At 67.8% G+C, this 12,966-nt stretch carries 11 protein-coding genes; 7 read left to right on the forward strand and 4 right to left on the reverse strand.

Translation table 11 applies throughout. From position 1 onward, the window contains the following. Nucleotides 1–2 precede the first annotated feature (2 nt). The 3 genes from TX88_RS07430 to TX88_RS07440 all read right to left on the reverse strand — a co-directional run bounded on the left by TX88_RS07430 (nucleotide 3) and on the right by TX88_RS07440 (nucleotide 3,617). On the reverse strand, nucleotides 3–1,268 hold the full coding sequence (locus TX88_RS07430) for an RNA polymerase sigma factor (protein WP_044515779.1): 1,266 nt from the start codon (nucleotides 1,266–1,268) through the stop codon (nucleotides 3–5). A gap of 74 nt (nucleotides 1,269–1,342) precedes the next feature. After that, on the reverse strand, nucleotides 1,343–2,953 hold the full coding sequence (gene fadD8 / locus TX88_RS07435; protein WP_044515781.1) for a fatty-acid--CoA ligase FadD8: 1,611 nt from the start codon (nucleotides 2,951–2,953) through the stop codon (nucleotides 1,343–1,345). A 205-nt stretch (nucleotides 2,954–3,158) separates the two neighbouring features. Further along, the gene (locus TX88_RS07440) at nucleotides 3,159–3,617 is read right to left on the reverse strand and encodes a YciI family protein (RefSeq protein WP_044515782.1); all 459 of its coding nucleotides are present in this window, start codon (nucleotides 3,615–3,617) and stop codon (nucleotides 3,159–3,161) included. A gap of 169 nt (nucleotides 3,618–3,786) precedes the next feature. On the opposite strand from TX88_RS07440, the gene TX88_RS07445 reads away from it, so the two are divergent. The 6 genes from TX88_RS07445 to TX88_RS07470 all read left to right on the forward strand — a co-directional run bounded on the left by TX88_RS07445 (nucleotide 3,787) and on the right by TX88_RS07470 (nucleotide 11,388). Further along, nucleotides 3,787–5,406 carry an amidohydrolase gene (locus TX88_RS07445; RefSeq protein WP_044515784.1) on the forward strand — a complete coding sequence of 540 codons (1,620 nt, stop codon included), beginning with the start codon at nucleotides 3,787–3,789 and terminating at the stop codon, nucleotides 5,404–5,406. 29 nt (nucleotides 5,407–5,435) lie between these two features. Beyond that, nucleotides 5,436–7,001 carry a long-chain-fatty-acid--CoA ligase gene (locus TX88_RS07450; RefSeq protein ID WP_044515786.1) on the forward strand — a complete coding sequence of 522 codons (1,566 nt, stop codon included), beginning with the start codon at nucleotides 5,436–5,438 and terminating at the stop codon, nucleotides 6,999–7,001. Nucleotides 7,002–7,088: 87 nt separating this feature from the next. After that, entirely contained in the window at nucleotides 7,089–8,051 is a 963-nt protein-coding gene (locus tag TX88_RS07455; protein WP_044519175.1) for an esterase family protein, read from the forward strand. A 26-nt stretch (nucleotides 8,052–8,077) separates the two neighbouring features. Then, nucleotides 8,078–9,046 (forward strand): o-succinylbenzoate synthase, encoded by a 969-nt coding sequence (locus TX88_RS07460; RefSeq protein ID WP_409365878.1) that lies wholly within the window; start codon nucleotides 8,078–8,080, stop codon nucleotides 9,044–9,046. Nucleotides 9,047–9,091: 45 nt separating this feature from the next. Next, nucleotides 9,092–10,237 carry an LLM class flavin-dependent oxidoreductase gene (locus TX88_RS07465; RefSeq protein WP_049924864.1) on the forward strand — a complete coding sequence of 382 codons (1,146 nt, stop codon included), beginning with the start codon at nucleotides 9,092–9,094 and terminating at the stop codon, nucleotides 10,235–10,237. A 5-nt stretch (nucleotides 10,238–10,242) separates the two neighbouring features. Continuing rightward, nucleotides 10,243–11,388 carry an LLM class flavin-dependent oxidoreductase gene (locus TX88_RS07470; protein WP_044515790.1) on the forward strand — a complete coding sequence of 382 codons (1,146 nt, stop codon included), beginning with the start codon at nucleotides 10,243–10,245 and terminating at the stop codon, nucleotides 11,386–11,388. A 127-nt stretch (nucleotides 11,389–11,515) separates the two neighbouring features. Here the strand turns inward: TX88_RS07470 and TX88_RS07475 are convergent, their stop codons facing one another. Next, on the reverse strand, nucleotides 11,516–11,863 hold the full coding sequence (locus TX88_RS07475; RefSeq protein ID WP_044515791.1) for a type II toxin-antitoxin system HicB family antitoxin: 348 nt from the start codon (nucleotides 11,861–11,863) through the stop codon (nucleotides 11,516–11,518). 100 nt (nucleotides 11,864–11,963) lie between these two features. Between TX88_RS07475 and TX88_RS07480 the strand changes: the two genes are divergently transcribed. Then, nucleotides 11,964–12,959: a GlxA family transcriptional regulator gene (locus TX88_RS07480; RefSeq protein WP_209446960.1), complete on the forward strand. Its 996-nt coding sequence runs from the start codon at nucleotides 11,964–11,966 to the stop codon at nucleotides 12,957–12,959. Nucleotides 12,960–12,966 lie beyond the last annotated feature (7 nt).

The raw sequence follows: 12,966 nt of genomic DNA on the forward strand, positions 1-12,966 counted from the left end.
TATCAGCTGCGTTCGCGGATTGCCTTGTCCACCAGTACCTGTCGCTCACGTTCGTTGTCGGACAGGGCAGCGGCCCGGTCGAACTGCTCGGCGGCGTCGCGGTGGCGGCCGAGCCGGGACAGCAGTTCGCCGCGGACACTCGGCAGTAGATAGGAGCCGTCCAGGCCCTCGATCCCGTCGACGAGCGTCAGGGCCTCCTGCGGGCCCGAGCGCATCGCGACGGCCACCGCGCGGTTGAGCTGCACCACGGCCGACGGCGTGATCTGAAGCAGGGCGTCATAGAGCGCGACGATGCGGGTCCAGTCGGTGTCGGTTGCCGTCGGGGCCACCGCGTGGCACTCGGCGAGCGCGGCCTGCAGCGCATACGGGCCCCAACCCCGTTGCTGCCGTGCGGCACTGGAGCGCTCGAGGGCGGCGACGCCGCGTCGGATCTGCGCCCGGTCCCAGCGGGTCCGGTTCTGGTCCTCCAGCAGGATGGGCCTGCCCTCGGCGTCGGTGCGGGCCGCAAACCGCGAGGACTGGAACTCCATGAGCGCCAGCAGGCCGTCGACCTCGGGTTCGTCGGGCACCAGTGCGGCCAGCACGCGACCCAATCGCAGTGCTTCGGTGCACAATTCGTCTCGGATCCAGCGCTGCCCGAAGGACGCAGAGTAGCCCTCGTTGTAGATCAGGTAGATGACCGAAAGCACCGCCGACAGCCGCTGCGGGTACTCGTCGCGGGGCGGCACCTCGAACGGCGGATTGGCCTGGGCCAGCGCCTTTTTGGCCCGGGTGATGCGGGCGGCCGCGGTGGCGGTCGAGATGAGGAAGGCCCGGGCGATCTCCTCGGTGCTCAACCCGCCGACCATGCGCAGCGTCAGCGCGATCTGGGCCTCGCGGGACAACACCGGGTGGGCGGCGATGAAGATCAGCCGCAACACGTCGTCGTCGATCCGGTCGGGATCCCAGGACTCCTCGACGTGGTCGGCCAGATCGCGGGCCAGCACTGCGTACTTGGCGTCGAGGTTCTCCGCGCGCCGCCAGTGATCGATGGCCTTGCGTTTGGCCACCGTGGTCAGCCAGGCCCCCGGAGTGCGCGGCACACCGGTCTGTGGCCATTGCGTGAGCGCGTCGAGCAGGGCTTCGGATGCCAGATCCTCGGCCAGGGCCACATCGCCGACCGCGCGGGTCAGCGTGGCCAGGATCTTGGCCGCCTCCATCCGCCACACCGCGTCGAGCGTCTTCTGCAGGTCGGCAGCGGTCGCCGGGTTGTCGGGCACCTCACCCATTCTGCCGAGCAGACGCGCAGGTACCCCACATCACGTGAATCCGGGTACCTACGCGTGTGCTCGCGCAGAAAAACTCAGCCGATCGCGCGGGCAGCGCCCTCCCAGAACTGGGCCCGGACGGCCTTCTTGTCGGGCTTGCCGAGTGCGGTCACCGGAACGGAGTCGACGACGATCACCTGCTTGGGCGATTGCACCGAGCCCTTGCGGTCCTTGACGGCCGTTTGGATCTCGGCGGTCACCTTGGCCACCGCCTCGTCGTCGGACGCGGCGTCGGGGCGCAGCACGATCACCGCGGTCACGGCCTCGCCCCATTTCTCGTCCGGGGTGCCGATGACGCACACCTGCGCCACCGAGGGATGTTCGGCCACAACGTCTTCCACCTCACGCGGGAACACGTTGAACCCGCCGGTGACGATCATGTCCTTGACGCGGTCGACGATGAACCAATAGCCGTCCTCGTCCTCGCGGGCCATGTCGCCGGTGCGCAGCCAGCCGTCCTTGAAAGTATCGGCGGTGGCCTCGGGCAGCTTCCAATAGCCGCCGGCCAGCAGCGGTCCGGAGACGCAGATCTCGCCGACCTCGCCCCGGGGCACCGGGTTGCCCTCGGCGTCCAGCAGCGCGGTCCGGGCGAACAGCGTGGGCCGCCCGCAGGAGGTCAGCCGCTTCTCGTCGTGGTCCTTCTTGCCCAGGTACGAGATCACCATCGGCGCCTCGGACTGGCCGTAGTACTGCGCGAAGATCGGCCCGAAGCGCTTGAGCGCCTCGGCCAGCCGCACGGGGTTCATCGCGGAGGCGCCGTAGTACACGGTCTCCAGCGAGGACAGGTCGCGGGTGTGCGAATCCGGGTGGTCCATCAGCGCGTAGATCATCGACGGCACCAGCATGGTCGCGGTGATGCGCTGTTCCTCGATCACCCGCAGCACCTCGGCCGGGTCGAACTTGGTCAGCACCACCAGTTCGCCGCCCTTGACGATGGTCGGTGTGAAGAAGGCCGCGCCGGCGTGCGACAGCGGGGTGCACATCAGGAAGCGCGGGTTCTCGGGCCACTCCCACTCGGCGAGCTGAATCGTCGTCATCGTGGAGATCGAGCGCACCGTGCCCATCACGCCCTTGGGCTTACCGGTGGTGCCGCCGGTGTAGGTCAGCCCGCCGACGTGGTCGGGAGCGAGTTCGGCGGCCACCAGGGGCACCGGCGAGTACTTGGCGGCCTCGGCCGTGAGGTCGGAGACCGAGGCACTGGAGGCGGCCAGGGCTTCGGGCACCGGGCCGATGGTCAGCACCTGTCGCAGCGACGGCACCTTCTCCAGCAACCCCAGGGCCCGCTCCACGAACGCGGGCGTGGGGTCGATGATGAGGGTGGTCACCTCGGCATCGGACAGCACGTAGGCGTGGTCGTCCAGCGAACCGAGAGGGTGTAGTGCGGTGCGACGGTAGCCCTGGGTCTGGCCGGCGCCGATGATCATCAGCACCTCGGGGCGGTTCAGCGACAGCAGACCGACTCCTTCGCCGGTGCCTGCGCCGAGCGCTTCGAAGGCCTGAATGTACTGGCTGATGCGTTCCGCGAGCTCACCACCGGTCAGGGTGGTGTCGCCGAGGAACAGCACCGGCTTGTCTTTGTTGCGCTTGAGCGCGCCGACCGTGAGGTGGCCGGAATGGATGGGATGGTGCAGCAGCGCATCACTCATGGGGTCCAGATTAGAACGTGTTCCAGAAAGCGTGGAGCCGATCCCCCGATGTCGGTGTAACACGAGGTCACCGACGGCCGATATACGGGTCGAAATACAGGTAGCGCAGTACTCGTGTCGGCCCTGCCGGCGCTGCCTAATGTGCAGGTGTGGGGGTGGGAGCCGGGCCCCGGCGGGTTAGGGACCGCCGGGGCCTGTGCCCCGATCAGCGATTGGCGGCCGCACGCGCCTGCTGGGCCAGCTTCTCGGCCAGCTCGGCCTTCCACTGGATCTCCTTCTGAACCCACTCGTTGTCCTGCGGGAACTCATCGGTTTCGCTGACCCGCCGGACCTCCAGCTTCACGCCGCAGCCCAGCGGGCATTTCCGCGCCCACTGCTTGGCCTCCTCCTTGGAGGACACATCCAGGATCCAGAAGCCGTTGAACAGTTCCTTGGCCTCGGTGTAGGGCCCGTCGGTGACCACCGGGGGATCGGCGTTGAAATCGACGACGAAGCCCTCGTCGGGGTCGGTCAATCCCTCGCCGGCCAGCAGCACGCCGGCCTTGATGAGCTCTTCGTTGTACCGGCCCATCGACGCGATGATCTCGTCGAAGTCGATGTTCTGCTCGGCCATCGCGGTCTCGGCCTCGGGGGTGGACCGCATGATCAGCATGTAGCGCGACATTGTGTGTCTCCTTCTGGTGTCGGGAAGGGCCCGTCCATTCTTGTTGAGCGGTGGCCCTCGTTACTACGTCGAACGGCACCCCACCGAAATCGACACGGCACCCGGAAACTTTTCGAAGTTCTTTCGGGGACGCACCCGGGCAAACCTCACCACGCTCTAGCATCCGAGCATGACCAGCCCTGCTACGCCAGCTGATCTCGTCCTCTACGGAACCATCCTCACCGTCGACCCCGGCCAACCCACCGCGGAGGGAATCGCGGTGTCCGGCGGTCGCATCGCCGCGGTCGGGTCCCGGTCCGAGGTGGCCGCCTGGGTCGGCCCCGGCACCGACGTCCGCGAGGTCGACGGCTGTGTCATGCCGGGTTTCGTTGAGGCGCATGGTCATCCGTTGATGGAGGCGGTGGCGTTGTCCGGTCGCATCGTCGACATCCGCCCGGTCACCCTGGCGAGCGCCGATGCGGTACTCGGCGCGGTGGACACCGAGGTGGCCGAACGCGGGGCCGACGGCGCGTTCCTGAACGGCTGGGATCCGCTGCTGCAGCACGGGTTGCCCGAGCCCACCCTGTCCTGGCTGGATACCGTCGCACCCGACACCCCGCTGGTGATCGTGCACAACTCGGGCCACAAGGCGTACTTCAACTCCGCGGCGGCGCGCCGAGCCGGCCTGACGAGAGACACCCCGGATCCCAAGGGCGCCAAGTACGGCCGTGACGCCGACGGCAACCTCGACGGCACGGCCGAGGAGACCGGGGCGGTGTTTCCGCTGATGGGCGATGCCATCTCGGTGACCGACTATCCGGCGATGCTGGCCGCCGAATGTGCGCGGCTGAACCGCGCGGGGCTGACCACCTGTTCGGAGATGGCGTTCGATCCGATGTTCCGGCCGCTGCTCGCGCAGCTGCACGACCAGCTGACGGTGCGACTGCGGACCTACGAGATGTCCACCGCGGACCTGCACACCGAGGCCACCCCGTCCGAGGGCGACGACATCGTCCGCCAGGTCGGCATCAAGATCTGGGTCGACGGGTCGCCGTGGATCGGCAACATCGACCTGACGTTCCCGTACCTGGACACCGACGCCACCAGGACCATCGGGGTGGTGCCCGGCTCCTGCGGGCACGCCAACTACACCAAGGAGCAACTCTCCGAGATCGTCGGCACGTTCTTTCCGCAGGGCTGGCAGCTGGCCTGCCACGTGCACGGCGACGCCGGGGTGGACACCATCCTGGACGTCTACGAAGAGGTTCTGCGCGCCCATCCCCGTGACGATCACCGGCTGCGGCTGGAACACGTCGGCGCCATCACGCCCGAGCAGTTGCGGCGTGCGCACGCCCTCGGCGTCACCTGCAGTCTGTTCGTCGACCACCTGCACTACTGGGGCGACGTGCTCGTCGACGGGCTGTTCGGGCCCGAGCACGGCGGACGGTGGATGCCGGCCGGGTCGGCCGTCGCCACGGGCATGCGGATCTCCCTGCACAACGATCCGCCGGTCACCCCGGAGGAGCCGCTGCGCAACATCAGCGTGGCCGTCACGCGGACCGCGCCGAGCGGCCGTGTGCTGGCGCCCGAAGAGCGGCTGACCGTCGAGCAGGGGATCCGGGCGCAGACGATCGACGCGGCGTGGCAGTTGTTCGCCGACAACGTGATCGGATCGCTCGAGGTCGGCAAGTACGCCGACCTGGTGATCATCTCGGCCGACCCCCGCGCGACAGCCCCGGAGAGCATCGCCGACCTGGAGGTACGGGCCACGTTCCTGGCCGGTCGGCAGGTTTATCCGAAAGCCGGTTGACGGCTCGCGCGCCGTGGCACGCTCTGGGAATGTCAGATTTGCCGGTTCCGCAGTTTCTCGACGAACGCGTCGCCCACTGGGCGGCGACCAAACCTGACGAGGAGGCGATCACCTACCTCAGCCGCTCCTGGACCTGGTCGCAGTGGTACGACCGGATTCAGCGGCTGACCGGTGCGCTGAGCGCGTGGGGCGTCGGCCGTGGTGACGTTGTCGCATTCCTCGACAAGAACCACCCGGCGTGCGTGGAGCTGACGCTCGCGGCCGCGTCGCTGGGCGCGGCCAACGCCATCATCAACTTCCGGCTCGCCGCCGACGAGTTGGATTACGTGCTCAACGACTGCGGCGCCAAGGTGTTGGTGGTCGGGGAGGAGCTCCGGGGAGGCATCGACGCGATCGCCGATCGGCTCACGTCCGTCGAGCACATCCTCACGGTGACTCCCGAGGGCGGCGACGGGGACGAGTACGAGGCGCTGCTCGCCGGGGCGTCACCGGCCGGCCATTCGCCGGACGCGCAGCCCGACGACACGTGCATCATCATGTACTCCTCGGGCACTACGGGCCGGCCCAAGGGCATCGCGCTGACCCACACCAACGTCATCTCCCACACCCTCAACGCTTTCGAGGGCTGGACGCTCAGCGCCGGGGACAAGAGCCTGGTCGCCATGCCGCTGTTCCATGTCGGTGGGTCGTCCTACGTGCAATGGGGGCTGCACCACGGCGCGCCGTCCTACATGACGCGTGATGTCGACGGCATGGCGCTGGCCGGCGGAATTCTCGCCGGGGCCAATCGCACCTTTCTCGTGCCCGCCGTGCTGGCCAAGGTGTTCGACACCGGCGAGGACGCGGTGAAGCTGTTCGGAGCGCTGAAGACCTTCGCCTACGGTGCATCGCCAATGCCCTTGCCGCTGTTGCGTTCTGCGCTGCAGGCGTGGCCGGAAACGGAGTTCATCCAGGTCTACGGACTTACGGAGGTGTCCGGCGCGATCAGCCGATTGGGGCCCGACGATCACCGCGGGGCGAGCGAAGCGCGGCTCATGAGTGCGGGCACCGTCGTCCCCGGCAGCGAGGTCAGGGTGGTCGACCCGGACACCGGCGCCGACGTTCCTGTAGGCGAGCAGGGCGAATTGTGGTTCCGCTCACCACAATTGATGAAGGGGTATCTCAACCGGCCGGAGGCCACGGCGGAGTCCATCACGCCCGATGGCTGGTTCCGCACCGGCGACATCGGCCGCGTCGACGACGGCGGGTACATCTTCGTCGAGGACCGGCTCAAGGACATGATCATCTCGGGTGGCGAGAACATCTACTCGATCGAGGTCGAGCGCGTACTGGCCGAACATCCCGCGGTCACCGAGGTCGCGGTGATCGGGGTGCCCGACGCAAAATGGGGCGAGTCGGTGAAAGCCGTTGTGACACTGGACGGGGACGTCAGCGAACGGGACCTGATCGCGTTCGCCCGCGAGCATCTGGCGGCCTACAAGTGTCCCAAGTCGGTCGATTTCGTCGACGAGTTGCCGCGCAACCCCACCGGCAAGATCCTCAAAAAGGATCTGCGCAAGCCGTACTGGGAGGGTCGCGACCGCGCCACGGTGTAGGAATCGGCCGCCCGCTGCTCTTCATTTCCTGTTCCGACCGGAGTAGTTTCGGGCGCATACGTGTGCGCGGAGATGTGGGGTGCGGACATGGCAGATGCGCATGGATTGCGGAAGTTCTTCCGCGGCTTCGGGATCCTGACCGCCCTGGTCGTGGCAGTAGCCGGCGGACTGCTCGGACCACCGCCGACGGCAAGTGCCTGGTCACGGTCGGGTTTGCCGGTCGAGATGCTCACGGTGCCGTCAGGGGCCATGGGCCGCGACGTCAAGGTGCAGTTCCAGGGCGGCGGGTCGCACGCGGTCTATCTGCTGGACGGCCTGCGGGCCCGAGACGATTTCAACGGGTGGGACATCGAGACCCCGGCGTTCGAGTGGTTCTACCAATCGGGGCTGTCCGTGGTCATGCCGGTCGGTGGCATGTCGAGCTTCTACACCGATTGGTACCAGCCCGCCGCGGGCAACGGCGGGGTCTGGACGTACAAGTGGGAGACGTTCCTGACCAGTGAGTTACCGCAGTGGCTGGCGGCCAACAAGCGGGTGTCCTCGTCGGGCAACGCGGTGGTCGGACTGTCGATGTCGGGCAGCTCGGCGCTTATCCTCGCCGCCTACTACCCGGGGCAATTCCGCTACGCGGGGTCGTTGTCGGCGTTCCTGAATCCGTCTGCCGGCCCGTGGCCCGGGCTGATCGGGCTGGCGATGGGCGACTCCGGTGGCTTCTCGCCCACGGCCATGTGGGGCCCGCCCGGTGATCCGGCGTGGGCGCGCAACGATCCGACCCTGCAGGTGGGGCGATTGGTGGCGAACAACACTCGCATCTGGGTCTACTGCGGTTCGGGGACGCCAGGGGAGTTGGGCGGTAACGACGTCGCCTCGACCTTCCTCGAAAACACGGCGCTGCAGAGCAACTTCAATTTCCGTGACCAGTACGTCGCGGCGGGCGGGCACAACGCGGTGTTCAACTTCCCGCCCACCGGCACCCACACCTGGGGTTACTGGGGTGCGCAGCTCAACCAGATGAAACCCGACATCCAGCGGACACTGGGCGCCGGCTGACCGGTTTGGGCATCATTGACGGCGTGATTGACGCGGCGCCGGAGTTGGACGACCTCTTGGAACGGCTTCACGTCGTGGCCCTGCCGATGCGGGTTCGCTTCCGCGGCATCACGGTTCGTGAAGTGGCGCTGATCGACGGCCCGGCCGGCTGGGGCGAGTTCGGCGCGTTCCTCGAATACGAACCGCCCGAGGCCGCGGCCTGGCTGGCCTCCGGGATCGAGGCCGCGTATCAACCGGCACCCCCGGTGCACCGCGAGCGTGTCCCCATCAACGCCACCGTGCCCGCGGTGCCTGCGGCCCAGGTGCCCGAGGTGCTGGCGCGGTTTCCCGGTGCGCGCACGGCGAAGGTCAAGGTCGCCGAGCCGGGGCAGACCCTGGCGGACGACGTCGCGCGGGTCAACGCCGTGCGGGCGCAGGTTCCGGTGGTGCGGGTCGACGCCAATGGCGGCTGGACGCTGCCGCAGGCGGTCGCCGCCGCCACGGCGCTGACCGCCGACGGACCCTTGGAATACCTGGAACAGCCGTGTGCGACGGTCGACGAGCTGGCCGCACTACGCCGGCAGGTGGCGGTGCCGATCGCCGCCGACGAGTCGATTCGGAAGGCGTCTGACCCGCTGCGGGTGGTGCGGGCCCGCGCCGCTGACGTCGCGGTGCTCAAGGTGGCGCCGCTGGGCGGGGTGTCCCGGATGCTCGAGATCGCCGCACAGATCGACATCCCGATCGTGGTGTCCAGTGCGCTGGATTCCGCGGTCGGCATCGGGCGCGGACTGCTGGCCGCTGCCGCTCTGCCCGAGTTGACGCACGCGTGCGGGCTGGGCACTGGCGGGTTCTTCGTGGAGGATGTCGCCGACGTGTCCGCGCCGGTCGACGGGTACCTGCCCGTCGAGGTGGTGGTGCCCGACCCCGCCCGGCTGTCCGCGCTCGCCGCGACGCCGGAGCGGCAGCAATGGTGGATCGATCGCGTGCGGGACTGCTACCCGCTGATATTGGGGTAGGTGCCTACTCTAGGGAAGTCGGCCTGCGCGTTCGACACTCGCTGAATGACTCGATTCCGCGTCGGCATCATGGACCCCACGATCGCCGCACGACCCACCGTGGACACCTTCACCCGGGCCAACTACCTGAGCGCGGTCGCCGGTGGTGTCGACTCGTTCTGGGTGCCTGACCATCTCAACGCGCTGTTCCCGCGGACGCTGTGGCAGCCGAAGTTCTGCGGCGGGGCCAGGATGCTGCCATCGGCCGATGCCTATCTGGAGCCGTGGACGATGCTGGGCAATCTCGCTGCCCGCAACCGGGTTGCCCGCCTTCGATTGGGAGTCGGGGTGACCGACACCGGACGGCGTAACCCGGCCGTCACCGCCCAGGGCGCGGCGACCATGAACCTGCTCACGAAAGGCAGGTTCATCCTCGGTATCGGCGCCGGGGAGCGTGAGGGCAACGAACCCTACGGTGTGGAGTGGACCAAACCGGTGGCCCGGTTCGAGGAGGCGATGGCCACCATCAGGACGCTGTGGGATTCGAATGGTGAACTGGTCAACCGGGATTCACCGTTCTTTCCGCTACACAACGCGATCTTCGACCTGCCCTCGTACCGCGGACGCTGGCCCGAGATCTGGATCGCTGCGCACGGGCCGCGGATGTTGCGGGCCGCCGGCCGGTACGCCGACGGGTTCTTTCCCGCATTCCCTCATGCGCCGCAGGAGTATGCCCAGCGCCTCGATGCCGTGCGGTCGGCGGCTTCCGACGCCGGACGCGATCCGATGGCCATCACCCCTGCCCTCTGGATGATGGTCGTGCCGGGGCGCACGCCCGACGACCTCGACGAGGCGCTGGATTCCGAGGTCATCAAGGCCGGTGCGTTGAACGCGCCTGACGATTTCTATGCCCGACACGGCTCACAGCACCCGCTGGGCGTCGGTTTCTCGGGTGCGCAGGACATCCTGCCCCAGGACTGGGATGAGGAGACCGCGCTGTCCTACATCAAGGCCGTTCCGACGTCATTGCTCCGGGAGATGTACCTGTGCGGGACGGTGGACGAAATCGTCGAGCAGGCGGCGGAGTGGCGCCGTCACGGTGTCGGGTATCTGGTGCTGGCGAATGTCGGCCCGTTGCAACGCAGTCTGCGCAAGGGCATGATGTCGCAATTGCTGTACAGCCAGGTCATCCGCAAGCTCAAGAAGCTCTGATCCCGATGGGTGGACTGCAGGTCGGCCTGCTGGACCTGATCACCGCGAGCAAGCCGGCCGCGGACACGTTCACCCGTGCCAACTATCTGTCGGCCGTCGGTGCCCGGGCCGATTCCTTCTGGGTGCCCGATCATCTCAACGCGATATTTCCCCGCGCACTGTGGCAGGAGAAGTACTGCGCGGCGGCGAAGTTGGTTCCATCGGTCGACGCCTGTATGGAGCCGTGGACGATGCTGGGAAAGATCGCGGCGCGCAACCGCCTCGCGCGGCTGCCGCTCGGCATCTGTGTCACCGATGCCGGGCGCCGGAACCCGGCCGTCAGCGCGCAGGCGGCGGCAAATATGCAGCTGCTGACCAAGGGTCGCTTCATCTTCGGCATCGGCCCGGGCGAGCGCGAGGGCAATGAGCCCTACGGGGTGGACTGGGCGAAACCGGTGGCCCGGTTCGAAGAGGCGATGGCCACGATCCGCGCGCTGTGGAACTCGAACGGTGAACTGGTAAACCGTGATTCGCCGTTCTTCCCGCTGCGCAACGCGATCTTCGACCTGCCGCCCTACCGGGGCAAGTGGCCGCCGATCTGGGTCGCTGCGCACGGCCCCAGGATGTTGCGTATCGCCGGACGCTATGGCGACGGGTTCTTTCCGGCGTTCCCGCACTCGCCCCAGGACTATGCCCAGCGGTTGGACGTGGTGCGCACGGCCGCGTCCGACGCGGGCCGTGACCCCATGGCCATCACCCCGGCGCTGCTGGTGATGGTGGTGACCGCGCGCACCCGCGCCGAGGTCGACGATGCCCTGGAATCCGAGGTGATGCGCGCGGGTTGCCTCAGCGCGTCCGATGAGTACTTCGCGCAGCGCGGCGCCGAGCACCCGTTGGGGGTGGGATTTTCCGGAGGGCAGGACATCCTGCCCCAGGACTGGGACGAGCGGACCGCGCTCTCGCACATCAAGGGCATCACGCCTGACCTGATGCGCGACATGGGGCTGATCGGCACGCCCGACGAGGTCCTGGACCGGGTGGCCGAGTGGCGGGATTGCGGGGTGCGGCACCTGGTGCTGACCAACGGCGGCCTGATGCAGCGCAGCCTGCGGCGCGGCGTGGCGACGGTGCCGTCGTTCTACCGGGTGGTGCGCGGGATCAAGAGGCTCTAGAACTCTGCGGCAACACTCGTCACACCAGTACCGCTCGGCCGGGTGAGATGTGACCTGGAGATGTGGTACCGCCGGTGATACCAGGTTTCGAGATCGGCTATGCCTTCCAGGCCGGGGTCCACGGCCACTAGTAGAGATCAGCCAGCGACACCGAAGGGCGACTCACGAGTTTCTGAACCACCCACTGGTTCAACGACACTCCCTGTTCGGTGGCCTCCACAACGAGTCTGGCGTGCAGCGACGGCGAGACCCGCACCATGAACTTGCCGCTGTACCGATGGTCGGTCAACGACCGCGGTGGGGTGTCGTCAGCGGCCTGGATGAGCGCCAGCTCTTCGCTCACCAGCTTCTCCACTCCCGCGATCGCTTCGTGCGCCGTCAGGCCGTTGGATGACAGATTCGGGAACTCAAGGCACAACCCCTGGTACCAGCCATCCTCGTACGACCATTGCGCGCGATAGGTGTACTCCGTCATGCCGCCGATCATCGCGACGCGGTCCGACAATCCACCCGATGTCCTGATTTGTGGGGTACGTGGCGTAGACGCCATCGCCGAGGTCGCGAACACTGAAGAGGTGACGCGATCGGTGGTGATCCTGGGCTACGCCGGGGTGCAGGCCCTGGACCTGGCCGGGCCCTTCGACGTGTTCTCCACCGCCACGCTGGCCCTGGCCGGCCTGGGCAGATCCGGCGACGGCTATGCCGTCACCCTGACCGCCGTGGACGGCCGGCCCGTCAGCACGCTCACCGGGTTGGAGTTCGTCGCCGCCCCGTTGCCTGACCCTCGCACTCCGATCGACACGATCGTCATCCCCGGCGGTATCGGTGCCGACGCCGCGCGGGCCGATCCGGCCGTCGTCGACTGGATCAGCACCGCCGCGCGCCACGCCCGCCGCGTCGTCAGCGTGTGCACCGGAGCGTTCCTGGCCGCGCAGGCCGGACTGCTCGACGGCTGCACCGCCACCACGCACTGGTCCTCGGCCCGGCGGATGGCCGACGAGTTTCCTTCGGTGGCAGTCAATCCCGATCCGATCTTCATACGAAGCTCCGAGCAGGTGTGGACCGCTGCCGGGGTGACGGCGGGCATCGACCTGGCGTTGTCGCTGGTCGAGGACGATTACGGCACCGACATCGCCCAGACCGTGGCCCGGTACCTGGTGCTCTACCTGCGCAGGCCCGGCGGTCAGACACAGTTCGCTGCGCCGGTGTGGATGCCACGGGCCAAACGCGCCCCGATCCGTGAGGTACAGGAGTTCATCGAAGTCGAACCCGGTGGGGTGCACAGCATTTCCGAGCTGGCCCGGCGTGCGGCGATGAGCCCGCGGCATTTCACCCGGGTGTTCACCGACGAGGTCGGGGAGGCCCCGGGCGCCTACGTGGAACGCATTCGCACCGATGCCGCGCGCCGCCAGCTCGAGGAATCCGATGACACCGTCACCGTCATCGCCGCCCGCTGCGGGTTCGGGACCGCCGAGACCATGCGACGTAACTTCGTTCGGCGCCTTGGCATTTCACCAGACCAGTACCGCAAGACTTCGGCGCACGCCAGAAGCGCAGATTTAACCGCCTGAAAGGAAC

Source organism: Mycolicibacterium septicum DSM 44393 (genome assembly GCF_000455325.1).
Classification (GTDB): domain Bacteria; phylum Actinomycetota; class Actinomycetes; order Mycobacteriales; family Mycobacteriaceae; genus Mycobacterium; species Mycobacterium septicum.

Bases quoted from the DNA above. Each gene is read 5' to 3' on its own strand.
- TX88_RS07430 (WP_044515779.1), bottom strand. From the start codon at position 1,268: ATGGGTGAGGTGCCCGACAACCCGGCGACCGCTGCCGACCTGCAGAAG.
- fadD8 (WP_044515781.1), bottom strand. From the start codon at position 2,953: ATGAGTGATGCGCTGCTGCACCATCCCATCCATTCCGGCCACCTCACG.
- TX88_RS07440 (WP_044515782.1), bottom strand. From the start codon at position 3,617: ATGTCGCGCTACATGCTGATCATGCGGTCCACCCCCGAGGCCGAGACC.
- TX88_RS07445 (WP_044515784.1), top strand. From the start codon at position 3,787: ATGACCAGCCCTGCTACGCCAGCTGATCTCGTCCTCTACGGAACCATC.
- TX88_RS07450 (WP_044515786.1), top strand. From the start codon at position 5,436: ATGTCAGATTTGCCGGTTCCGCAGTTTCTCGACGAACGCGTCGCCCAC.
- TX88_RS07455 (WP_044519175.1), top strand. From the start codon at position 7,089: ATGGCAGATGCGCATGGATTGCGGAAGTTCTTCCGCGGCTTCGGGATC.
- TX88_RS07465 (WP_049924864.1), top strand. From the start codon at position 9,092: ATGACTCGATTCCGCGTCGGCATCATGGACCCCACGATCGCCGCACGA.
- TX88_RS07470 (WP_044515790.1), top strand. From the start codon at position 10,243: ATGGGTGGACTGCAGGTCGGCCTGCTGGACCTGATCACCGCGAGCAAG.
- TX88_RS07475 (WP_044515791.1), bottom strand. From the start codon at position 11,863: ATGACGGAGTACACCTATCGCGCGCAATGGTCGTACGAGGATGGCTGG.